The following is a 21,882-nucleotide window of genomic DNA, read 5'->3' on the forward strand; positions in this document are numbered from 1 at the left end:
AGCGTGTGACCCCCACTGCACGGCCCGCGAGGCCCGCCCCACGAGGAGCACCCCATGACCGCACCCGCACTGCCCGACAAGCCGAAGCGCAAGCGCCCGATCGGCTGGATCGTCGCCGCGGCGATCGTCGTCGTCGCCATCATCATCGCCGTCGTCGCGGTCGCCGTCCGCTCCGGCGGCGACGACTCGAGTGCCGCGTCCTCGGGCAACGCGCCGAAGACGGTCACGATCGGTGTCTCGGACAAGTCGCTGCCGTACTGGGACACGTACGTGAAGCTCGCGAAGTCGCAGCTCAACGTCACGGTGAAGCTGCAGAACTTCTCGGACTACTCGCTGCCGAACCCTGCGCTCAAGGACAAGCAGATCGACATCAACCAGTTCCAGCACATCCAGTACCTGGCGAACTACAACGTCACCTCGGACGACGACCTGCAGCCGATCGGTGCGACGGCCGTCTACCCGCTGCCGCTGTACTCCACCAAGGTCTCGGACGTGGCGGACTTCAGCAACGGCGCCAAGGTCGCGATCCCGAACGACGCCATCAACGAGGCGCGGGCGCTCCTGGTCCTGCAGGCCGCTGACCTGGTGACGCTCAAGGACGGCGGCAACGCGTTCTCGACCGTCTCCGACATCACCTCGCACAAGGTCGACGTGCAGACGCTCGACGCCTCGCAGACCGCGAACGCGCTGCAGCAGGGTTCCGTCGAGGGCGCGATCGTCAACGTGAACTACGCCACCTCGGCCGGGCTCGACACCAAGGACGCGATCTTCCAGGACGACCCGAAGAGCGCATCGGCCGCCCCGTACGTGAACGTGTTCGCGGTGCGTGACGCCGACAAGACGAACAAGACCTACCTCGAACTGGCGAAGCTGTTCCAGGACGACGCCGTGCAGAAGGTCTTCGCGAAGGACTACCCGGACGCCGTGCCGAGCGACGAGAGCGCTGCGACCCTGCAGAAGGAACTCGCGGCGGTCGAGAAGGACGCGAAGGCGGCAACGGAGTAGTGGCTGCCCTCGTCGAACTCCGCGGCGTCTCCAAGAGCTACCGCCGCGCCGACACCGGCGAGACCGTGGTCGCCGTCGAGGACGTGTCCCTCGACGTCGAGCAGGGTGAGGTCCTCGGCGTCATCGGCTACTCCGGTGCCGGCAAGTCCACCCTGGTCCGCCTGGTCAACGCCCTCGAACTGCCCACCTCGGGCACGGTCACGGTCGCGGGCCAGGAGCTGACGGCGATCCCCGAGCGGGATCGCCGTCTGGCGCGTCGCCGCATCGGGATGATCTTCCAGCAGTTCAACCTGTTCCGCTCCCGCACCATCGCCGGCAACGTGGCGTACCCGCTCAAGGTCGCCGGTGTCGGGAAGGAAGAGCGGGACCGCCGTGTCGCCGAGCTGCTCGACTTCGTCGGACTGCTCGACCGGGCGTACGCGTACCCGGAGCAGCTCTCCGGCGGGCAGAAGCAGCGCGTCGGCATCGCCCGGGCGCTCGCCTCGAACCCCGAACTGCTGCTCGCCGACGAGGCCACGAGCGCCCTCGACCCGGAGACCACGTCCGAGGTGCTCGCGCTCCTCCGCCGCGTGAACCGGGAGCTCGGTGTGACGATCATCGTCATCACGCACGAGATGGACGCCGTCCGGCAGATCGCGGACCGCGTCGCCGTCATGGAGCAGGGCCGCGTGGTCGAGGTCGGGGACGTCTACGACGTGTTCTCCACGCCGGCCAACGCCGCGACGAAGCGCTTCGTCCGCACCGCGCTGCACGACCGGCCCTCCCCCGAGACGCTCGCGCGGCTGCGGGAGCGGCACCCGGGGCGGCTCGTCACCGTGCAGATCACCGACGAGGCCGGGTTGCAGAACCGCATCGACGCGGTGTTCCGGTCCGCCGGGGTCACCGCCGAGCTCGTGTACGGCGGGGTGGGCGAGATCCGGGAGCGCCGGATCGGGTCGCTGACGTACGAGCTGACCGGGCCCGGTGCTGGTGCTGGTTCTGGTGCTGGTTCTGGTTCTGGTTCTGGTTCTGGTTCCGCCATCGACGACGCCGTGGCGGCGCTCCGCTCCGGCGGCGTCACGACCGACGAGGAGGCAGGCGCGTGAACAACTCCTTCCAGAGCGTGATCGACACGTTCGACGTCTTCCTGTCCTCGGTGCGCGACACGATCGTGATGTCGCTGGTGTCCCTGGTCATCGCCGGGCTCATCGGTCTGGCGCTCGGCCTGGCGCTGTACGCGACGCGTCCGGGCAACCTGCTCGGCAGCCGCACCGCGTACATGGTCATCAACCTGCTCGTGAACATCGTCCGCCCGATCCCGTTCGTGATCTTCCTCGCCGCGATCGCCCCGCTCTCGCGCGTGGTGGTGCAGACCACGATCGGCGTCCCCGCGGTGACGTTCGCGATCTCGCTGGCGGCGGCGTTCGCAGTCGCCCGCATCGTGGAGCAGAACCTGCTGGCGGTGGACCCCGGCGTGGTCGAGGCCGCGCGGGCATCGGGAGCGCACCCGGTCTCGATCCTGCTGACGGTGCTCATCCCGGAGGGCCTCGGGCCGCTCATCCTCGGGTACACGTTCATCTTCATCGGCATCGTGGACATGACCGCGCAAGGTGCACTCGTCGGTGGCGGTGGCCTCGGCGAGTACGCGATCACCTACGGGTCGCAGCGCTACGACTGGTGGATCGTGTACGTCTCGGTGGCGGCGATCGTCGTCATCGTGCAGCTCGGGCAGTTCATCGGCAACCGCTTGGCGCGCGCGACGCTCCGCCGCTGACCCCTGCCGAGATCGCACTTCGTGTCGCCCGCCCTCGAGCGAGGCGACACGAAGTGCGATCTCGCGCGTCGGGCGCGGGCGCCCGGCGCGCGCGGACGCGCGGCGCGCGGCGCGCGCGCGGAGGCGCGACGCGCGGCGCGCGCGCGGGCGCGTCAGGCCGCGCTGTCGGCGGCGACGCTGTCGGCGGCCGCGGCGCCCGGCGCCTCGTAGTGCGCCCGCACCAGGATCGGACGGTGGTCCGAGATGCCCGCCGGCAGGGTCTCCACGCCGGCGATGTGCAGCCCGACGCTCGTCGCGAAGTCGAAGTGCCCGGTGAACTTGCGGTAGCGCAGGTACGTCGGCTGGTCGGAGAGCGAGAGCGCGAAGCCGTGCGACTCGATCTTCCGGCGCAGGTTCGTCTGGAACCACGGGTAGTTGAAGTCGCCGACCATGATCGCCGGAGCCTCGCTCGACAGGTCCCGCACGAACTGGTGCGCCGCCTCGATCTGCTTGCGCCGCAGTGAGTTCGTCGCCGTCAGCGGTGAGGCGTGGAACGACGCCACGATCACGTCGGTCGCGGCCTGCTTGTCGTGCAGGTGCATCGCGATGAGGCGTTCGTGCGCGGGCGCGAGCACCCGGTCGTGCAGGGACTTCTGCAGCGAGTGGATGCTGAAGTCCTGCACCTCGAAGCGGTCGTCGCGCTTGTAGATCGCGAGGCCGAGACGGTTCGCCTTGGTCGACGCGGCGAGGGTCAGGCCCCCGACGGCGGGCGCGAGGTCGTTGCTGTCGCACTCCTGGACGCACAGGACGTCGGCGTCCGATGCCTCGGCGAGGGCAGCGAGCTCACCGTTCGCGGCGTGTTCCCGCAGGTTGTAGCTGACGACGCGGATGGTGGTGGGTTGGACGTCGGTGTCCATCGGGATGGTCCCCTGTTGGTCTGGCACGGGCATGCTGCCTTCCTTCCGGAGCCGGGTCCCTGCGTCCCGCTCAGTCTGCCGCGGCAACGGTACTCGGCGTCCGCAAGCAGTTGCTGAGACTGTAGCGCCTGCCGGATTTCCGGCGCGTGACGGGGACACGAACGTTCACGCTCGGACCCGCCGCGCCGGACGGATGGTGTCGCCGGCGGTCCGGCTCATCACGATGCCCTCGACACAGGCGACGACGAGCAGCACCGCGATCACCCAGAACGCGACCGCGTACGGCCCCGATCCTCCGAGCCCGGCGGCTGCGCGGATGACGACCGCGGCGACGGCGACCCCGAACCCGGCGGCGGTCTGCTGCAGCGTCGAGGACAGGGTGTTCGCCGGGGTCATGTCGGCCTGTTCGACGTCCGCGAACGCGATGGTGTTGTACGCCGTGAAGCCGACCGAGCGCGCGGCACCGCTGACGACGAGCAGCACGGCGAGGACCCAGAACGGCGTCGCCGGGGTGAGGAACGCCATCGCGACGACCGTGGCCGCGGCGACGGCGGACGACACGATGATGACGGGGCGGTACCCGAACCAGCGGAGGAACGGCGTCGTCGCGGGCTTGATGCCGAGGTTGCCGACGAAGACCCAGAGCACGGCGGACCCGGCTTCGAGCGCGGTCCAGCCCCAGGCGTCCTGGAAGAGCAGCGGCAGCACGAACGGCACGGCGGAGACGGCGAGCCGGAACAGGCTCCCGCCGGCGTGCGACACCCGGAAGGTCTCGAGGCGGAACGCGTCGAGTCCCATGATCGGGTGCGGCGCCCGCCGGAAGTGCCGGATCGCGAGCCAGGTGCAGACCGCCCCGACGACGCCCGCGACGACCGCGGCGAGGACGGGCACGGTGTCGAGTGCGAGGAGCGATGCCATCACTACGAGCGCGCCGAGCCCGAAGCAGGCGAGCAGTGAACCTCGCCAGTCGAACGGCACGCGCTGCGGTGCCCGCTCCTGGGGGACGAGCACGAGCGCCGCGACCAGGGCGATCACGCCGAGCGGGATGTTCACCAGGAAGATCCAGTGCCAGGTCAGCGTGTCGACGAGGACGCCGCCGATGAACGGCGCGATGATCGGCGCGGCGAGCGCCGGCCAGGTCAGGATCGCGATCGCGGTGACGAGCTGGTCCTTCCCGGCGCTCCGGAGCACGACGAGCCGCCCGACGGGGACCATCAGGGCGCCGCCGATGCCCTGCACGATGCGCCAGATCGTCAGGTCCACCAGCCCGTTCGACGCGGCGCAGAGCCCGGACGCGATGGTGAAGACCGCGATCGCGCCGACGAACACCGTCCGCGACCCGATGCGGTCGGTCAGCCACCCGCTCACCGGGATGCACACCGCCAGCGTCACGAGGTACGCGGTGATCGCGATGCCGATCGCCGCGGAGTCGACGCCGAGGTCGCGTCCCATCGCCGGGGCCGCGGTGGCGAGGATGGTGCCGTCGAGCAGCTCCATGAAGAAGGTGCCCGCCACGAGCACGGCCACCGCCGTGCTGCCCGTCCGTCGTCTGGCCGATGTCGTCGTCGTCATGTCACCACAAATGCTATGCCCAGCGGCGCGCGGCCTGTTCTGCAATGTGGAACGGTGGGACGGACAGCGTTGTCCGGACGATCGTCCGTGCAGCAGCGTGGACCCCGTCGAAGGAGGATCGATGCCGACCATCCCCGCCACCGTCAGCACCAAGGGCGCATGGGACCCGGGTGCCAGCACCCCGCACCACGTGCTCGACGCCGCGCACCTGCCCGTGATGACGCTCCGCGACTCCGCGCTCGTCAACAACACCGCGGTGATGCAGGCGTACGTCGAGCGGCACGGGCTCCTGTTCGCCCCGCACATGAAGACGCACATGTCGCCGGACCTCGCCGTGCGGCAGATCGACGCCGGCGCGTGGGGCGTCACGGTCGCGTCGGTCCAGCAGGCGATGGTCGCGTGGGAGCACGGCATCCACCACGTCCTCGTCGCGAACGAGGTCCTCGACCCCGCAGGGCTCGCCTGGCTCGCGTCCCGCCGCTCCGCCGACCCCGCGTCGGACGTGCTCTGCTACGTCGACTCTGCGGCGGGGGTGGCGGCAGCGGCAGCGGCGACCGCGGCGGTCGACGGGCAGCTCCACGTACTCGTCGAGGTCGGGTTCCCCGGCGGGCGCACCGGTGTCCGTGACGCGGCGACCGCTTCGGACATCGCGCAGCGGGCCGTCGACGCGGGCCTGACCCTCCGCGGTGTCTCCGGCTACGAGGGCGGCCTGCCCGGCGTGGACGAGGCCCGTGCGTACGTCGACGGCGTCCTCGCGATCGCCGCGAGCGTCCGACCGCTCGTCACCGGCGACCGGGCACTCCTCAGCATGGGCGGCAGCGCCTGGTTCGACGCCGTCACCGATGCCGTCGCGGCCCGCCCGGACGACCTCGACGTGCTGCTCCGGTCCGGCGCGTACCTCACCCACGACGACGGCTTCTACGAGGCACGTACGCCGTTCCACCGGCACCCGGCAGAGGGCTCGCTCCGCGCGGCGATCGAGGTGTGGGGGCGGGTCACGTCGTGCCCGGAACCCGGCCTGGCACTCGTCGCGGTCGGCAAGCGCGACATCTCCTTCGACGAGGGTCTCCCGGTGGTGCGGCAGATCCGGATCGGAGGCTCGGCTCGCGACGCGCAGCGCGTCCCGGCACCCGGGGCGGTCACCGTGACCCGCCTCGACGACCAGCACTGCTACCTCGCGCTGGCGACGGGGGTCGCGCTGGCGCCCGGCGACGTCGTCGTGTTCGGCATCTCGCACCCGTGCACGGTCTTCGACAAGTGGCGCCAGGTGCACGTCGTCGACGACGACGACACCGTGCTCGAGACGATCGCGACGTGGTTCTGATGCAGACAGCCGAAGCACCCGAGCTGCCCGCACGGAACGCCGCGCTCTCCCTCCGGCGTGGCCTCCGGATCCTCGACCTCGTCGCCGACCGGACCCGGAACGGTGACCCGTCGGTGAGCCTGACGACGCTGAGCACCGCGCTCGGTACCTCGAAGTCGACGGTGCTGCGGCTGACGGCCCCGATGCTCGAGAACGACCTGCTCCGCCGCACCGCGGACGCCGGCTTCACGCTCGGCCTCGGGTCGCTGCTGCTCGGGCAGAGCTACCTCGAGGGGATCGACCTCCGCGCCGCCGCCGCGCCCTTCCTCCGCCGCACGGCCGAACAGACCGGGCTGACGTGTCACCTCGTCGTCCCGGACGGCACCGACATCGTCTACGTCGACAAGGTCGAGACCCGGGGCACCGTCCGGATGGGTTCCCGGATCGGGAACCGCCTGCCGATGCGCAACACCGCGTCCGGCAAGGCGATGGTGGCGTTCGGCGAGCCGGACCTGCTCGACCGGGTGCTCGCCCACCCCGCCGCCGCGATGACCGAGCACTCGATCACGGACGACGACCGCTGGCGCCAGGAGATCGGCCGGACGCGGGAACGCGGGTACGGCATCGACGACCGCGAGAACGAGCCGGACATCCGCTGCGTCGCGGCCCCCGTGCTCGACCACGCGAACCAGGTCGTCGGCGCGATGAGCATCTCCGGGCTCGCGTCCCGGTTCAAGGCCTCGGCCGTGCGCGACCTCGGGGGCGGCGTCGTCCGGACCGCGCTCGAGATCTCGGTCGCGCTCGGGTCGTCCTCGGCACAGCTCGCCCTCGCCCGGGGTGCCCGGTGACCGGCGTCCTGACCTTCGGCGAGACGATGCTCCTGCTCGCCGGGCGCGGCGCCGTCACCGACCTCGACGCGATGGGCGTGGACACCGGCGGCGCGGAGAGCAACGTCGCGATCGGCCTCGCCCGCGCCGGTGTCGACGCGACCTGGATCGGCCGGGTCGGCGCCGACCCCGCCGGGGACCGCGTCCTCGCCGACGTCGCGGCCGAGGGGGTCGAGGTCGTCCCCGTTCGCGACCCGGAGCGCCCGACCGGGATCATGATGAAGGAACGGCTCGACGGGGGCCGCACGCGGGTCACGTACCACCGCCGGGGTTCCGCGGGCGCTGCCCTGACGCCGGCGGACGTACCCTCCGGCCTCGTCGAACGCGCTGCGCTGCTGCACCTCTCCGGCATCACGCTCGCGCTCTCGGACACCGCGCGGGAGACCGTGCACGCCGCGATCGTCCGCGCCGCCGACGCCGGCGTCCCGGTGTCGTTCGACGTCAACCACCGCCCGAAGCTCGTCGACGACGACACCGGCCGGTCGTACTACCGCGCCGTCGCCGCCCATGCCGCGGTGGTCTTCGCCGGCGACGACGAGGCACGGCTGGTCCTCGGGCGTCCGGAGCGCGACGACGACGAGGAAGCCCTGGCGCACGAGCTCGCCGCGCTGGCGAACGGCCGAGCGGTCGTGAAGCTCGGGTCCCGCGGGGCCGTCGCGTCGATCGACGGGGTGCTGTACCGGCGGCACGCCAGCCCGGTCGCGGTGATCGACCCGGTCGGCGCCGGGGACGCGTTCGTCGCCGCCTGGCTCGCCGCGGACCTCGCCGGGGCCTCCCCCACCGCCACGCTCGACCGCGCCGCCGACGCCGGCGCGCTCGCCTGCACGGTCGACGGCGACTGGCGCCGGCCGGACCCCGCCGCGCTCGGTCTGGTCGACGTGACCGGGATCGACCACGCCGTCCACGACCGCGTCGACCGATGAGCACGATGGAGAACGACACGATGACCGACACCACGACCACCACCACCACCGGGACCGCGCGGCACCGCCACGAGGCCGGACCGGCCATCGCGATCCTCCGCGGCGGGACGGGCGAGCACGTCGAGGACGTCATCCGCACCCTCGTCGATGCCGGCGTCCGGGCGATCGAGATCACCACGAACACCCCGCGCTGGCGTGAGGGCATCGCGTGGGGCACGGCGGAGTACGGCACGGCGGCGGCGATCGGCGTCGGCACCGTGCTCGACACGCGGCAGCTCGACGAGGCCGCCGCCGCCGGAGCCACCTTCGCCGTGAGTCCCCACACCGACGCGGCCATCGGGGAACGCGCGCACGAGCGTGGCCTCGGCTGGTACCCGGGCGCGGCGACGCCGACCGAGATCGTCCGCGCCTGGCAGCTCGGCGCCCGCGCCGTGAAGGTCTTCCCGGCAGCCCAGCTCGGCGGCCCCGCATTCCTCAAGCAGGTGCTCGCACCGCTGGACTTCGTCGACGTCATCCCGACCGGCGGCATCGGGGTGGACGACGCCTGCGACTACCTCGACGCCGGTGCCGTCGCCGTGGGGCTCGGGTCGCCGCTGGTCGGGGACGCGCTGACCTCCGGCGACCTCGACGCGCTCCGGGCCCGCGCCGAGCGACTCGTCGCCGCGGTGCACCGATGACCGTGCTGCTCCGCGGCGGTTCCGTCGTCGGCGTCGTCGGCACGGCCGCAGACTCGGGCGCCGCGCCCGGCGTCGAAGACGTCGAGCGGGCCGATGTCCTCGTCGAGGGCGACCGCATCGTCCGGGTCGCGCCGGACATCACCGCACCGCCGGGCGCCACCGTCGTCGACTGCGGCGAGCGCCTCGTGCTCCCCGGCTTCGTGGACGCGCACTCGCACGCCGGCTCGCTCGTGTTCGAGCCCGAGGTGCAGCTCGCGCTCCTGCGGCAGGGCGTCACCACGATCGTCACCGGGCAGGACGGCGTCGGACCGGCCCCGGGTGGCGGTGCGTTCGCCGACACGTACTTCGCCGCCATCGACGGCCCCCACCCCCACTACGACGGCAGCGGCATCGCCGGACTCCTCGCCACGTACGACGGCACCACGCCGCTGAACGTGGCGACGCTCGTCCCCGCCGGGACCGTCCGGCACGAGGTGCACGGGGACGACCCCGGTCCGGTGACGCCGCAGGAGCGCCGTGCGATGCGGACGATGGTCCGCGACGGTCTCCATGCGGGTGCCGTCGGGCTCGCGACCGGGCTCGACTACGTCCCCGGGCTGTACGCCGACACCGCGGAGCTCACGGCGCTCTGCATCGAGGTCGCCGATGCGGACGCGCTGTACGTCTCGCACATGCGCGGCGGCTACGAGACGAACGCCCGGGCGGGCCTCGACGAGATCGCGGAGATCGTCCGCGCGACGGGGGTCCGCGCGCACGTGTCGCACCTGCACGCGCCCGTCGAGCTCGCGGTCGAGGCCCTCGCCGACCTCGAGCGTTCCGGAGCGCCGATGTCGTTCGACGCGTACCCGTACTCCCGCGGCTGCACGATCCTGTCGATGCTGCTGCTGCCCGCCGACCTCGCCCGTCCGGGCACCACCGACCTCGCGGCGGCCATCGCCGACGAGGACGGCCGTGCCCGGGTCCGCGGCGCCGTGCTCGGCCGGGTGCTCGGACGCGCGGACCTCGGCACGGGGTGGGCGGAGCAGATCACGCTCTCGCACGTGCCGGCGCCGGAGTTCCACGCGCTGCAGGGCCGCACCCTCGCCGAAGCGGCCGAGCTGACCGGCACGGACCCGGTCGACCTCGCGCTCGACGTCCTCGTCGACTCGGCGCTCCAGGTCACTGTCGTGATGCGGGTGCCACACCCGCGGACCGCCGACGAGCTCACCCCGCTCTTCCGGCTGCCCGGGCACACGGCGGGCTCGGACGGGATCTTCGTCGGCACGCACCCGCACCCCCGGGCGTACGGCACGTTCGCGCGGTACCTCGAGGAGTACGCGGTCCCGGGCCGCCTGGGCTGGGCCGAGGTCGCCCGGCACCTCGCCACGACGGCGGTCGAGCGCCACCGACTCGGCGCGCGGGGGACGGTGACGGCCGGGGCGGTCGCAGACCTCGTCGTGGTCGATCCGGAGCGCGTGGCCGCACGGTCGACGTACGCCCACCCGATGCAGCTCGCGGAGGGGATCGACGACGTCCTCGTCGCGGGTGTCCCCGTGCTGCGGGACGGCGCCCTGACGCACGAGACCCCCGGCCAGGGGCTCCGCAGAGTGTCCTGACCGGGGGCGCTGAGCCTTCACTCAGCCGAGCGAGTGCGCCGAGGGCTGCTCGGAGGGCAGCTCAGGCGGTCGGGAGCACCGCGACGACGTCGATCTCGACGAGGATGTTCGCCAGGTGCGACTGCACGGTGGTGCGCACCGGGTACGGCGCGGTGAAGTGCTTCGCGTACTCCTCGTTGAAGGCCGCGAAGTCACGGTCCGAGTGCTCGAGGTGCACGGTCGACTTCACGACGTCGTCGAGCGTCGCTCCGTGTTCGGCGAGGACCGCTGCGACGTTGGCCAGCACCTGGGCCGTCTGCCCGGCGACGTCGTCGGCGATCGCACCGGTGGCCGGGTCCTGCGGGCCGAAGCCGGCGGTGTAGAGGAAGCCGTTCGCGACGATCCCCTGGCTGTAGGGGCCGGCGGGCTTCGGGGCGTTCTCGGTCACGATGGCGGTCTTCGGCACGGTGGCTCCTCACGATGGGGTTGCGGGCGGGTCGTCCCAGGCTAGGGCGAGCGGGGCACTGCGGACCGACCACGGGACGGCCGTTTTCCGCACTGCACAACGCGTGTCGTGCCTCCCGACCGGCGCGCTGTGTGCGTCACCCAGCCACCGTGACTATCGTCGTGGCGTGCCGCCCGACGGAACCCTCACGCAGTCGATCGCGTCCGGTCGTCGCCGGGCGATCGACTCGGTCACGAGCCTGCCCGCGTGGGCCGCCGTCGTGCTCGTCTGGTTCGGCGGCCGCATGGTCTCCACGCTCTGGCTCGCACTCGTGTACCCGCTGACCGGGCGGGCGCTGCCGGAGAACGCGATCTGGACCAACGACCACGGGTTCCTCCGGTTCCTGACCGCGTGGGACGGCCAGTACTACGAGCAGATCTCCCTGCACGGGTACCCGACGACGCTGCCCCTCGACACAGCGGGACACGTGGCGCAGAACGCGTGGGCGTTCCTGCCGGCCTTCCCGTTCACGATCCGGTTCGTCACCGTGTGGACCGGCATGACGTTCGAGGTCGCCGCACCCGCGATCGCGCTCGTCGCCGGCCTCGTCGCCGCGTTCCTGCTGCACCGGCTGGTCCGCGAACGCGCCGGCAACACCGCGGCGATGTGGGCCGTCTTCTTCTTCACGTGCGGGCCGCTGTCGTTCCTGCTGCAGGTCGGGTACGCGGAGAGCATGTTCCTGGCGCTCGTGTTCGGGGCGCTCCTGGCGCTCGAGCACCGGCGGTACGGGCTGCTCACCGCGCTCGGGGTCGCCGCGGCGTTCACCCGGCCGGGCGCGCTCGCGCTGCCGCTGACGCTCGGGGTCGTCGCCCTGGTGCGCTGGGTCCAGTTGCGCCGCGGCAACTCGCGGGTGCTCGACGGGTTCCCGCTCCGCGAGCAGGCCCGCGTCGTGGCGTCCGGCGTCGTGATGGTCGTCGCGGGACTCGCGTGGCCCGTGATCGCGTCGCACGTCACCGGGCGCTCCGACGCCTACCTGGCGACGGAGATGTCCTGGTGGGTGAACTTCATCGGCCGCGTGGACTTCGTGCCGCTGACGCCGTGGTTCCTGACCACCGCGAAGTGGCTCGGCGTCGGCGGCGTGCTCATCGTCGTCGGGCTGCTGATCGGGTACCCGATCTGGTTGCTGCGCCGGTCGACCCGGAAGCTCGGGTCCACGACGCTCGTCTTCTCCGGGGCGTACGCGCTCTACGTCTTCGCGGTGTCGCTGCCGATGGCGTCGACCCCGCGGCTGCTGATGCCGCTCGCGCCGCTGTTCGGGTCACCCGAGCTCGTCGCGAAGCCCTGGATGCGCTGGACGCTCGTCACGTGCGCGCTCGCCGGACAGCCGGTGCTCGTCGCCGTGCTCTGGCTGCTCGGCCCGCCCTGACCCGGGCGCCCCGCACTCGGGCGCCCCGCGCACTCGGGCGCTCCGCGCACTGGGCGAGACGCCGCTCACCGGGCCAGACGCCGCCGCAGACGGCGGCGTCTCGCGGAGCCGGCGGCGTCTCGCGATGCGCGTCTCGCTAGAGCTCGACGGTGCCGTGCGAGCCGAGGTCCGGCTGGGACTCCTTGCCGAGCGCGGCCTTCATCGTCTGCACCAGGCTCCCCACGGGACCGGTGTCCTGGGTCCAGTACTCGACCGACTCCCCCTCGACCGTGAGGAGCCGGATCGACGGGTCGTCGCGGCCGTCCGGGAACCATGCCTCCGCGAACGGCGACCACAGCTCGTCGATCACGGAGTCGTCCTTCGTCACGGTCGCGGTGCCGGCGATGGACAGGTACCCGCCCTGCGACTCGATCGCGACGTTGACGTGCGGGTTCCTGGCGATGTCGTCGACCTTCTCGCTGCCGTCCTGCACGAGGAACCGCAGGGTGCCGTGGAAGGTCTTGTCCTGCACCGCGAGGGGACGTGCGTGCAGGGAGCCGTCCTCGCTGACCGTGGTCAGGAGGGCCGTGTGGGCCCCGTGGACGATGTCGGAGATGGCGGCGCGCTGGTCCGCCTGCGTGTCGGTCATGGTGCTCCTTCGCATCGTGCGCCCCGACCCACCGCGACGTTGCCGGGCGGACCCGGGGCCGTACCGTTCCGGCCAGTCTGCCCCTCGGACCTGGGCGCGTCCGGCGCAGCGCGTCTCGTCCGGCATCCGGTCCTGCGCCCGGCTCGCCGTCTCGTCCCGGAGAGCGACAGTGGTCGGGTGTGCGGACCACGAGGAGTGTCGCTTCGGCGGCGTGGTCCCGCTGCGCGGCGACCGGGAGGCCCGGTACCGGTCCGGCGCGCGCGCTCGGCACGGCAGGCGCGCGCGTCGAGGGCGGCCGCGCGGGATCCGCGCGGGTCAGGCGGGCTCGTGGATGGTCGTCTCGACGTCGACGACCTGCGGGATGCGCGGCATCGACGCGAAGCCGAACCGCACGGGCGGGTCGAGCGGCGCCAGGGCCCCGAGGGACTCCCCCGCCCAGGTGCCCCGCACGCCGGTCACGTCGTGCGCCCCGGTCACGCCGTAGTACTCGCGACGCCCGCCGCCCGCCGAGCCCGCGGTGCCGGCACCGGGTGCGACGAGCCTGGCGACCGGGTCGATCGCGCTGAGCCACCTCGGGTCACGGGCGACGCGCTTCGGGACGATGCGGAGCACCCGGCCGAGCGGCGAGATCGCGCCGACGTCGATCGTCGCGCGGAGCTGACCGGCGTCGAGCTCGAGCCCGGCCGCGGTGCGGCGGGCGGTGACCGGGACGACGTCGACCGCGTCGAAGCGGTAGGTGCCGGAGACGTACGCGGCGACGATCTCGTCCGGGGCGAGCAGCACGCTCGAGCCGTCGGGCAGCTCCACGAAGACGTCCGTGAACGCGCCGAACGGGGAGCGTTCCCACATCCCGACGACGAGCCGCACGCCCGAGGTCGTGCCGACGCCCATGATCCGACCACGGAAACGACGTTCGACGGTGCTGGGGCGCGACGGCATGCGGGAGACGGTACGCGGCGCTCCCGTGAGGCCGCGTGGCGGGCGCGACCCCGGCCTCCCGACCGCGCGAGACCCGACCCGTGCCGGACCGCCGCCGCGCCGCCCGCCACCGGGCCGCCGCCGCCCCAGACCGCCGCACAACGAAAAGCAGTTCGCACCACGGAATCCCGTGGTGCGAACTGCTTTTGATTGTGCCGCGCCGAACGGCACCAGCCATGCGGCGCCAGCCGACTACGGGACGGGGACCGGCTCGGCCAGGAGCTCGCGGACCCGCGGCGCGACCGCGGTGCCGTAGAGCTCGATCGAGCGCATCATGTCCTCGTGCGGCAGCCGTCCGGTGGCGTACCGCATGTCGAACCGGGTGACCCCGAGGATCCGCATGTTGCGCGCGATCTTCCGCGCGACGGTCTCGGGCGAGCCGACGTACAGCGACCCGCCGGCGGAGAGCCCGGCCTGGTACTGCGCGAGGTCGAGGGGCGGCCAGCCGCGCTCCCGTCCGAGCCGGTCGGTGACGTCCTTGTGGAACGGCCAGTAGCGCTCCGCCGCTTCCTCGTCGGTGGCGGCGACGAACCCGGGCGAGTGCATCGCGATCGGCTGCTTCGGCAGGTCGAGCTGCGTCAGCGCCTGGCGGTAGAGCCGGGAGAACGGCGCGAACTGCGCGGGCTGCCCGCCGATGATCGCGAGGAACAGCGGCATGCCGTAGGAGGCCGCACGGATCACGGACTGGGGCGAGCCGCCGACGCCGATCCACGTCGGGATGGGGCCGTGCTCGAGCTTCGGGAAGACGTCCTGGTCGGTCAGCGACGCGCGCTTCGTGCCGCTCCAGGTGACCGGGTCGCCGCCGCGGAGGGCAGCCCAGAGCTGCAGCTTCTCCTCGAACAGGACCTCGTAGTCGGACAGGTCGTAGCCGAACAGCGGGAAGGACTCGGTGAAGGAGCCGCGGCCGAGGATGACCTCCGCGCGGCCGTTCGAGATCGCGTCGACCGTGGCGAAGCGCTCGTAGACGCGGACCGGGTCGTCCGAGGAGAGCACCGTGACGGCGGAGCCCATCCGGATGCGCTCGGTGCGTGCGGCGATCGCGGCGAGGACGACCTCGGGCGCGCTGACGGCGTAGTCGACGCGGTGGTGCTCGCCGATGCCGATGAAGTCGATGCCGACCTGGTCGGCGAGGACGGCTTCGTCGATGACGTTCCGGATGCTCTCCGCGTGGGTGTGTGTCGAGCCGTCGAGCCGGTCGGTGACGTCACCGAAGGTGTCGAGGCCGAGCTGGACCGGCCCGACGCGGTCGGGAGCGGGCGGCGGGACGTCCGACGGACGACCGGTGCCGAATGCGTTGCTCATGGCGACCTCCAAGTGAATGCGTTTGCATGAATCTAGCACAGTCAGGGCCCGCGTGTACGGTCTCGCGCATGCCGAAGATCCCCGACCAGACCGGACGCCGCATCGTCGTCACCGGAGCGAACAGCGGCACCGGCAAGGAGACCGCGACCCGCCTCGCCGAAGCCGGAGCATCCGTCGTGATCGCGGTGCGCACGCCGTCGAAGGGCGAAGACGCCGCTGCCGCGATCCGCCAGGCGCACCCGCACGCCGACGTCGAGGTCCGTGAACTCGACCTCGCCGACCTGTCGAGTGTCCGGCGGTTCGCCGCGGGCATCCTGGCCGACGACCGGCCCCTCGACGTGCTCGTCAACAACGCCGGCGTGATGGCGCCGCCCGAACGCTTCGAGACCGTCGACGGGTTCGAGCTGCAGTTCGGAACGAACTACCTCGGCCCGTTCGCCCTGACGAACCTGCTGATGCCCGCACTGCTCAAGGCCTCGGCACCGCGGGTGGCGACGATGTCGAGCATCGCGGCCGTCCCCGGACGGATCCGGTTCGACGACCTCCAGTGGACGCGCGGGTACTCCCCGTGGCGGGCGTACGCGCAGTCGAAGCTCGCGGACCTGCTCCTCGCGCTGCACCTGCACACGCTCTCCGTCGAGGTCGACTGGCCGCTCGTCTCCACCGCGGCGCACCCCGGCTACACGCGCACGAACCTGCAGTCGGCGGGGCGCTCGCTCGGCCGGTCGAAGCCCGTCGCGTCGCGCCAGCGGGCGTGGCCCTTCACGCAGGACGTCGCGCAGGGCAGCGAGCCGATCCTGTACGCGGCGGTCGGGCCGAACGCCACCGGCGGCGCCTACTACGGGCCGTCGGGTCCGTTCGGCATCGTCGGGCCGGCGACCACGGCCTCGATCCCGCGGTCGGCACGGAGTGCGGACCTGGCGCGGAGCCTGTGGGCGGTCGCGGAGGACCTCACGGGGACGCACCTGCCCGCCTGACGCGGGCGCGGGGCGGGCGCGCGCGGCGGCCGGGCGGGCACGTGCGGCGGCCGGGCGGCGCGCTGCGGCGTGACTCGGATTGACAACCTCGCTGTCGTACGACATCCGCGGTGTCGTTCGTTCGCGTTGGTGACGGTTGCGCCCGCACGCGACGACACCCTCGCTGTCGTACGACAGCGAGGGTGTCGTACGGGGACCCGCGCGGCGCGCGTCAGGCGCGGTGGAGCTCGACGCTGCCGTCGATGTCGCCCGGGTCCGCGAGCCGCGCGTGCTGCAGGACCGTGCGGCCCGGCCCGACCGCGGCGGCCACGATCGAGAGCGTCGCGAAGTGCCCCTCGGGCTCGACGGCGTCGCGGAGGATCGCGTCCGGGTCGTCCGAGGGCAGCGCCGCGGACTCGGCGAGCAGCCCGAACCAGGGGCTCCAGCCATCGCCCGGGTCCGTCCCGGCGTCGGCGGCACGGAGTTCGTCGAAGGGGGCGAGCTCCGGCGGGCCGCTCGGCGCCGCCACGGCACGGAAGGGCTCGAGCCAGCGACCGATGCGCGGCGCCGCCGGGTCGTCCGGCTCGCCGTGGGTGATCATGTGCACGCCGGGGCCGAGCTCGACGGTCCGGACCTCGGCGCCGTCCCACGTCACGACCGAGGCGCCGGACGCCGTCGCGCGGACGAGGTTGAACGCACGCGTCGTCGGCAGGGTGCCGTCGTGGCCGGGCAGGCGCTCGTCCGCGACGGCGTCGAGGGGCAGCACGCCCCTGGTGGTCCAGGTGCCGTCGGCGGAGGGGACGTCCTCCCAGCGGTTCAGCACGACGGCGAGCCCGCCCTCGTCGGAGGCGGCGAGCCAGGCGCCGCCGGCCTCGCGGTCGCGGACGCCCCGGAGCGCCGGGTCACGGTCGGGCCACCAGGCGGCGGGCGGGTCCCAGGGGCGGGTCGGGGACTCGTCCCGCATCGCGAGCATGGTGACGGGCCACGCCGAACCGGGTTCGACGCGGACGACGACGGTGCACATGGCGTCGATCCTCGCACGGTGCGTTGACCGCGCGACGCGAGCCCCCGCCCGGGTAGCGTGGCGGGCGTGAACGGAGCACCCGCAGCGCGCAGGACCATCGTCGTCGGCATCACCGGAGGCATCGCGGCGTACAAGGCCGTGCAGGTCGTCCGCGAGTTCGTGAAGGCCGGCCACGACGTGCACGTCGTCCCGACCGAGGGTGCGTTGCAGTTCGTCGGGCTGCCGACGCTCGAGGCGCTCAGCCGGAACCCCGTCACCACCAGCGTCTTCGAGGAGGTCGCCGAGGTCCGGCACGTGTCGCTCGGCCGTCGGGCGGACCTCGTCGTCGTCGCCCCCGCCACCGCCGACTCGCTCGCCCGGATGGCCGCCGGTCTCGCCGGCGACCTGCTCGGCACGACGCTCCTGGCGACCGAGGCCCCGGTCCTCGTCGCGCCGGCCATGCACCCGCAGATGTGGGAGCACCCCGCGACCCGGGCGAACGTCGCGACGCTGCGGTCCCGCGGCGTCGCGTTCGTCGGACCCGAGGTCGGCGCGCTCACCGGCGACGACGCCGGGATCGGGCGGATGTCGGAACCCGACGCGATCGTGGCTGCCGCCCTGTCGGTGCTGGACCGCACGACGGGCGCGGGCCGATCCGCCGGGGTCGAGCCGAGCCTCCAGGCCGGAGCAGCCGGAACCACACGAGAAGCCGGAGCAGCCGGAACCGGCAGCCCTGCCGGCACCGGCGCCCGCGGGGAGCAGGGCGACCTCGACGGCGTCCGCGTCGTCGTCAGCGCCGGCGGCACCCGCGAGCCCTTCGACCCGGTGCGCTTCGTCGGGAACCGCTCGAGCGGCCGCCAGGGCATCGCGATCGCCGCAGCGGCCGCATCCCGCGGCGCCGACGTGACCCTCGTCGCCGCGAACGTGGACGGCGGCCTCACGGCGGACCTCGACGTCCGCGTGGTGCCGGTCGGCTCCGCGCTCGAACTCGCCGAGGCCGTGCACGCCGCAGCAGCCGCGGCCGACGTCGTCGTGATGACCGCCGCGGTGGCCGACTACCGTCCAGCTGAGGTGCTCGGCGAGAAGCTCAAGAAGGACGCGCAGGGCGAGCGGATGACGCTCGAGCTCGTGCGGAACCCGGACGTCCTCGCGGACCTCGTCGCCGCCCGTCGCACGGGGCAGGTCATCGTCGGGTTCGCTGCGGAGACCGAGCCGGACCGGGACGCCCGTATCGAACTCGGCCGCGCCAAGATCGCCCGGAAGCCGGCCGACCTGCTCGTGGTGAACCGCGTCGGCTGGTCCGAGGGGTTCGAGCGCGAGGAGAACGCCATCGAGGTGCTCGTCCCCGGCGGCGAGGTGGTGCGCGAGGCGTCGGGCACCAAGGCCGAGGTGGCGACCGTGCTCCTCGACCTGGTCGCGACCGCCCTGACCTGAGCCGCCGACCGGCCGCGCACCGTCCGCCGACCGGCCGCGCACCTGAGAGCCGCCGCCGGCGCCCGGGCCACGATGGACCGCATGGGACGACGCTCCGAACGCGCCAGACGCGCCACCAGGACGGCCGGCGTGCTCGCCGTCATCCTCGGCGGCGCCGGCGTCACACACTTCCTCCGTCCGCGCGGCTACGACCGCATCGTCCCGGCGGGCCTGCCCCCACGCGTGACGACCCTGGCGTCCGGCGTCGCCGAGCTCGGCATCGCGACCGGCCTGGTCATCCCCGCCACCCGCCGTGCGGCCGGGATGGCAGCGGCGGCCCTGTTCGTCGCGGTGTTCCCGGCGAACCTCAAGATGGCGCGCGACCTGCTCGACAGTCCCCGCTCGAGCCGCGCGATGCGCATCGTCTCGGTGCTGCGCCTCCCCCTGCAGGCGCCGCTCGTCGCGTGGGCCCTGCGCGTCGGTCGGCACGCACCCCGGGGATGACCCCGACCGCGCGGGACCGGGCGGCCGTGCCGCTCCGGCACCGCCCCGTGACCGTGCACGCGTGGGACGACGTGGTCTTCGCGCACTGGCGGCACGACCCGGAGTCGCTCGCGCCGCTCGTGCCGCGGGGCACCCGTCCCGACGTCGTCGACGGCAGTGCGTGGGCCGGGCTGTCCGCCTACGTCTTCCGGGAGACGCGGGTCCCGCCGTTCCCGCCGTCCGGCCGGCTCGGCACGATGACCGAGGTCACGATCGAGATCCTGACCGTCGACGACGCCGGCCGGCACGGGGTCGTGTACCGCACGGTCGACACCGGGAACGTGCCGGCGATCGTGGCGGCGCACGCGCTGCTCGGTGTGCCGTACACGTTCTCGCACGCGCGGGCGAAGCGCCGTGGGGACGTGCTGACGTACCGCTCGGTCCGGCACCGGGGCGGGCTGGGTCCGGCTGCCGTGGTGCGGTCGTCCCGCCGCTCGCGGTCCACCCGGGACGGAGGCCCGGTGCCGCCCCGCCACGCCGCATCCGTCCGTGTCGTGGCCGGCGAGGTCGACGACTCATCGCTCGCGGTCGAGCTCACGACCCGTGCGGGCATCCACGCGCGGTACCTGACGCAGACGGTGTTCTGGCAGCGGCAGCACGACCCGTTGACGCTCCGGAGCGCCCGGCTCGAGCGGCTCGGCGGGGACCTGCCGGACGCCGTGGGGATGCCGGGGCTGCTCGACCGGCAGCCGGACTCGCTCCTGGTCCTCGACGGCACGACGGTCCGCTACGCGTGGGGCGAGGTCGTGTCGTGAGCGCGGATCCCTTCGACCTCGGGCGGTTCGTCCGCGCGCAGGACGGGGTGCACGAGGTCGCGCTCGCGGAGCTGCGCCGTGGCCGGAAGACCTCGCACTGGATGTGGTTCGTCTTCCCGCAGCGCGCCGGGCTCGGCCGCAGCGCGATGTCCGAGCGGTACGCGATCCGCAGCGACGACGAGGCGCGCGCCTACCTCGCCCACCCGGTGCTCGGCCCGCGCCTGGTCGAGGTCGCGGAGGCCGCTGCGACCGCTCCGGCTCGTTCCGCCGATGCACTCATGGGCGGCGTCGACGCACTGAAGCTCCGGTCGTCGATGACCCTGTTCGCGGCCGTCGCCGACCGTCCCGAGCCCTTCCGCGCGGTGCTCGACCGGTGGTGGCCCGGAGCGGAACACGACACACGCTGAGCCGACCGGAACGCCGTTCGCATATCAGGTATCGTGACCGATGCGTCCGCACCGACCGTTCCGTCGGACCGTCGGACCCCCTGATCTCGAAGGAAACGACATGCCGGTCCCCAGCAGCGCCCCGACCGAACACCAGCTGCTCCGCGACACCGTCCGCCAGAAGATCCACGAGGCGATCATGGACGGCACCCTGGAACCCGGCGAGCGCCTCAACGACGAGGAACTGATCGCCTGGCTCGGCGTCTCCCGCACCCCCATCCGCGAAGCCCTCAGCCAGCTCGCCCGCGCGGGCCTGATCGAGATGGCGCCGAACCGGTACACCCGGGTCACCACGCCCCAGCCGACCGAGGTGATCGAGGCGCTCCAGACCCTCGGCGTGCTCTTCGGCGGCGTCGTCCGCCTCGCGGTGCCCCGCCTCGGTGCGCCGGCGCGGAAGAAGATCCTGTCGGCGCTCGACAAGACCATCAAGGAGTTCGAGTCGCACGACATCGGCGGCGTGAACAAGGACGCCCTCGGGGTCTTCGCGCTGTACGTCGACGAGTGCGGCAACGACAACCTGCGCCGGGTGTGCGCCGACACGATGGACGGTCTGGCGTTCCGGCTGCGCCTGCCGAACCTCGACGAGCTCGTCGACTGGGACCAGATGACCGCGGACTTCAAGCGGCTCCGGAGCGCGACGGAGCACGGTGACAACGTCGCGGCGGAGCTCGCGACCGAGGCGATCCACCAGCTCCCGGGCGAGAAGCACTGACCCGACGATGAGTTCCTGCCTGTTGCACTGAGCATCGGTACAGGAACCGTCCCGCTACGATCGCCACGACCGCACGAACCCGATCCCGAAAGCAGCAGATGAGCCCTCGGCAGACGGACCGCACCGAGATCGCCGCGCGCCTGGCAGCCGCGGTGGGTCGGATCAACCGGCGCGCCCGCACCGACTCGGCCTCCCTCGGCTACGGGATCGTGTCGGCGCTCGCGACGATCCAGCGCGAAGGGCCCCTGCGACCGGGTGACCTCTCCCGCCTCGAAGTGGTGACGAAACCCACGATGACCCGCATCCTGACGGAGCTCGAGCAGCGCGGCTTCATCGCGCGTGAAGCCGATCCGCGTGACGGGCGGGCCTTCATGGTGAGCGCCACGCCAGAGGGAATCGCGGCCGTCGAGCAGGCACGCTCCCAGCGCACCGGGATCGTCGCCGAGCTCATCGCCGAGCTCCCGACCGAGGACGTCGTGGCCATCGCCGGGGCCCTCGACGCACTCGAACGCGTGGCGCAGGGCCACCCCTCTCAGGAGAACCCCAGCTCGTAGCGCCAGACGAGCCGTTACCGAACCGTTACCGACACTCCGGGAGGGGGTGGACGGACGGTTCTGCCAGTGTTCGTGCACGACCTGTCCAGGGACGGTCGTCATCGTTGCCGCTTCGCCACCGCGGCGGCCGC

23 protein-coding genes are annotated in these 21,882 nt (G+C 72.9%); 16 read left to right on the top strand and 7 right to left on the bottom strand.

The window, feature by feature from the left end; translation table 11 throughout:
* Positions 1 to 54: 54 nt before the first annotated feature.
* Genes EDF55_RS13950 through EDF55_RS13960 form a run of 3 tightly spaced genes read left to right on the top strand, consistent with a single transcriptional unit; the run spans position 55 to position 2,758 of the window.
* The gene (locus EDF55_RS13950; protein ID WP_123655564.1) at positions 55 to 1,005 is read left to right on the top strand and encodes a MetQ/NlpA family ABC transporter substrate-binding protein; all 951 of its coding nucleotides are present in this window, start codon (positions 55 to 57) and stop codon (positions 1,003 to 1,005) included.
* Positions 1,005 to 2,090: a methionine ABC transporter ATP-binding protein gene (locus EDF55_RS13955; RefSeq protein WP_123655565.1), complete on the top strand. Its 1,086-nt coding sequence runs from the start codon at positions 1,005 to 1,007 to the stop codon at positions 2,088 to 2,090. Before EDF55_RS13950 ends, EDF55_RS13955 begins: the two co-directional genes overlap by 1 nt.
* Complete coding sequence (locus EDF55_RS13960; protein ID WP_395870376.1) at positions 2,087 to 2,758, top strand: methionine ABC transporter permease; 672 nt, start codon at positions 2,087 to 2,089, stop codon at positions 2,756 to 2,758. Before EDF55_RS13955 ends, EDF55_RS13960 begins: the two co-directional genes overlap by 4 nt.
* Before the next feature lie 152 nt (positions 2,759 to 2,910).
* Here the strand turns inward: EDF55_RS13960 and EDF55_RS13965 are convergent, their stop codons facing one another.
* Both EDF55_RS13965 and EDF55_RS13970 read right to left on the bottom strand, forming a co-directional pair.
* Positions 2,911 to 3,687 (bottom strand): endonuclease/exonuclease/phosphatase family protein, encoded by a 777-nt coding sequence (locus tag EDF55_RS13965; RefSeq protein WP_123655566.1) that lies wholly within the window; start codon positions 3,685 to 3,687, stop codon positions 2,911 to 2,913.
* Positions 3,688 to 3,819: 132 nt separating this feature from the next.
* Positions 3,820 to 5,226 carry an MFS transporter gene (locus tag EDF55_RS13970; RefSeq protein ID WP_123655567.1) on the bottom strand — a complete coding sequence of 469 codons (1,407 nt, stop codon included), beginning with the start codon at positions 5,224 to 5,226 and terminating at the stop codon, positions 3,820 to 3,822.
* Between the two features lie 121 nt (positions 5,227 to 5,347).
* On the opposite strand from EDF55_RS13970, the gene EDF55_RS13975 reads away from it, so the two are divergent.
* Genes EDF55_RS13975 through EDF55_RS13995 form a run of 5 tightly spaced genes read left to right on the top strand, consistent with a single transcriptional unit; the run spans position 5,348 to position 10,611 of the window.
* Complete coding sequence (locus EDF55_RS13975) at positions 5,348 to 6,550, top strand: alanine racemase (protein ID WP_185017406.1); 1,203 nt, start codon at positions 5,348 to 5,350, stop codon at positions 6,548 to 6,550.
* The gene (locus tag EDF55_RS13980) at positions 6,550 to 7,377 is read left to right on the top strand and encodes an IclR family transcriptional regulator (RefSeq protein WP_123655569.1); all 828 of its coding nucleotides are present in this window, start codon (positions 6,550 to 6,552) and stop codon (positions 7,375 to 7,377) included. The genes EDF55_RS13975 and EDF55_RS13980 overlap by 1 nt, the downstream gene beginning before the upstream one ends.
* Positions 7,374 to 8,339, top strand: coding sequence for a sugar kinase (locus EDF55_RS13985; RefSeq protein ID WP_123655570.1), 966 nt, complete (start codon positions 7,374 to 7,376; stop codon positions 8,337 to 8,339). The genes EDF55_RS13980 and EDF55_RS13985 overlap by 4 nt, the downstream gene beginning before the upstream one ends.
* Positions 8,336 to 9,016, top strand: a complete 681-nt coding sequence (locus tag EDF55_RS13990; RefSeq protein WP_123655571.1) for a bifunctional 4-hydroxy-2-oxoglutarate aldolase/2-dehydro-3-deoxy-phosphogluconate aldolase — start codon at positions 8,336 to 8,338, stop codon at positions 9,014 to 9,016. The genes EDF55_RS13985 and EDF55_RS13990 overlap by 4 nt, the downstream gene beginning before the upstream one ends.
* Positions 9,013 to 10,611, top strand: coding sequence for an amidohydrolase family protein (locus EDF55_RS13995; protein ID WP_123655572.1), 1,599 nt, complete (start codon positions 9,013 to 9,015; stop codon positions 10,609 to 10,611). The genes EDF55_RS13990 and EDF55_RS13995 overlap by 4 nt, the downstream gene beginning before the upstream one ends.
* A 61-nt stretch (positions 10,612 to 10,672) precedes the next feature.
* Here EDF55_RS13995 and EDF55_RS14000 read toward each other — a convergent pair whose 3' ends face one another.
* Positions 10,673 to 11,056 carry a RidA family protein gene (locus EDF55_RS14000; RefSeq protein ID WP_123655573.1) on the bottom strand — a complete coding sequence of 128 codons (384 nt, stop codon included), beginning with the start codon at positions 11,054 to 11,056 and terminating at the stop codon, positions 10,673 to 10,675.
* 166 nt (positions 11,057 to 11,222) lie between these two features.
* On the opposite strand from EDF55_RS14000, the gene EDF55_RS14005 reads away from it, so the two are divergent.
* A complete protein-coding gene (locus EDF55_RS14005) occupies positions 11,223 to 12,461 on the top strand; it encodes a hypothetical protein (protein ID WP_123655574.1) in 1,239 nt (412 codons plus the stop codon).
* A 136-nt stretch (positions 12,462 to 12,597) separates the two neighbouring features.
* On the opposite strand, the gene EDF55_RS14010 is transcribed toward EDF55_RS14005, so the two are convergent.
* From EDF55_RS14010 to EDF55_RS14020, 3 genes are all read right to left on the bottom strand, one after another.
* Positions 12,598 to 13,089: a pyridoxamine 5'-phosphate oxidase family protein gene (locus EDF55_RS14010; RefSeq protein WP_165931386.1), complete on the bottom strand. Its 492-nt coding sequence runs from the start codon at positions 13,087 to 13,089 to the stop codon at positions 12,598 to 12,600.
* A 315-nt stretch (positions 13,090 to 13,404) separates the two neighbouring features.
* Positions 13,405 to 14,028, bottom strand: coding sequence for a hypothetical protein (locus tag EDF55_RS14015; RefSeq protein WP_123655576.1), 624 nt, complete (start codon positions 14,026 to 14,028; stop codon positions 13,405 to 13,407).
* 231 nt (positions 14,029 to 14,259) lie between these two features.
* Positions 14,260 to 15,369: an LLM class flavin-dependent oxidoreductase gene (locus EDF55_RS14020; RefSeq protein ID WP_123655577.1), complete on the bottom strand. Its 1,110-nt coding sequence runs from the start codon at positions 15,367 to 15,369 to the stop codon at positions 14,260 to 14,262.
* Positions 15,370 to 15,437: 68 nt separating this feature from the next.
* Here EDF55_RS14020 and EDF55_RS14025 point away from each other — a divergent pair, with 68 nt between their 5' ends.
* Complete coding sequence (locus EDF55_RS14025) at positions 15,438 to 16,346, top strand: SDR family oxidoreductase (protein WP_123655578.1); 909 nt, start codon at positions 15,438 to 15,440, stop codon at positions 16,344 to 16,346.
* 211 nt (positions 16,347 to 16,557) lie between these two features.
* On the opposite strand, the gene EDF55_RS14030 is transcribed toward EDF55_RS14025, so the two are convergent.
* Complete coding sequence (locus EDF55_RS14030) at positions 16,558 to 17,349, bottom strand: NRDE family protein (RefSeq protein WP_123655579.1); 792 nt, start codon at positions 17,347 to 17,349, stop codon at positions 16,558 to 16,560.
* Positions 17,350 to 17,415: 66 nt separating this feature from the next.
* Here EDF55_RS14030 and EDF55_RS14035 point away from each other — a divergent pair, with 66 nt between their 5' ends.
* From EDF55_RS14035 to EDF55_RS14060, 6 genes are all read left to right on the top strand, one after another.
* Positions 17,416 to 18,762, top strand: a complete 1,347-nt coding sequence (locus EDF55_RS14035; RefSeq protein ID WP_123655580.1) for a phosphopantothenate--cysteine ligase family flavoprotein — start codon at positions 17,416 to 17,418, stop codon at positions 18,760 to 18,762.
* An 81-nt stretch (positions 18,763 to 18,843) separates the two neighbouring features.
* Positions 18,844 to 19,245: a hypothetical protein gene (locus EDF55_RS14040; RefSeq protein ID WP_123655581.1), complete on the top strand. Its 402-nt coding sequence runs from the start codon at positions 18,844 to 18,846 to the stop codon at positions 19,243 to 19,245.
* Positions 19,242 to 20,039, top strand: coding sequence for a YqjF family protein (locus tag EDF55_RS14045; protein WP_123655582.1), 798 nt, complete (start codon positions 19,242 to 19,244; stop codon positions 20,037 to 20,039). Before EDF55_RS14040 ends, EDF55_RS14045 begins: the two co-directional genes overlap by 4 nt.
* Positions 20,036 to 20,446, top strand: coding sequence for a DUF1810 domain-containing protein (locus EDF55_RS14050; RefSeq protein ID WP_123655583.1), 411 nt, complete (start codon positions 20,036 to 20,038; stop codon positions 20,444 to 20,446). The genes EDF55_RS14045 and EDF55_RS14050 overlap by 4 nt, the downstream gene beginning before the upstream one ends.
* A gap of 100 nt (positions 20,447 to 20,546) precedes the next feature.
* Positions 20,547 to 21,197 (top strand): GntR family transcriptional regulator, encoded by a 651-nt coding sequence (locus tag EDF55_RS14055; RefSeq protein WP_123655584.1) that lies wholly within the window; start codon positions 20,547 to 20,549, stop codon positions 21,195 to 21,197.
* A 98-nt stretch (positions 21,198 to 21,295) separates the two neighbouring features.
* Entirely contained in the window at positions 21,296 to 21,751 is a 456-nt protein-coding gene (locus EDF55_RS14060; protein WP_123655585.1) for a MarR family winged helix-turn-helix transcriptional regulator, read from the top strand.
* Positions 21,752 to 21,882: the final 131 nt, after the last annotated feature.

The sequence above is a fragment of the Curtobacterium sp. ZW137 genome (assembly GCF_003762905.1).
Taxonomy (GTDB): domain Bacteria; phylum Actinomycetota; class Actinomycetes; order Actinomycetales; family Microbacteriaceae; genus Curtobacterium.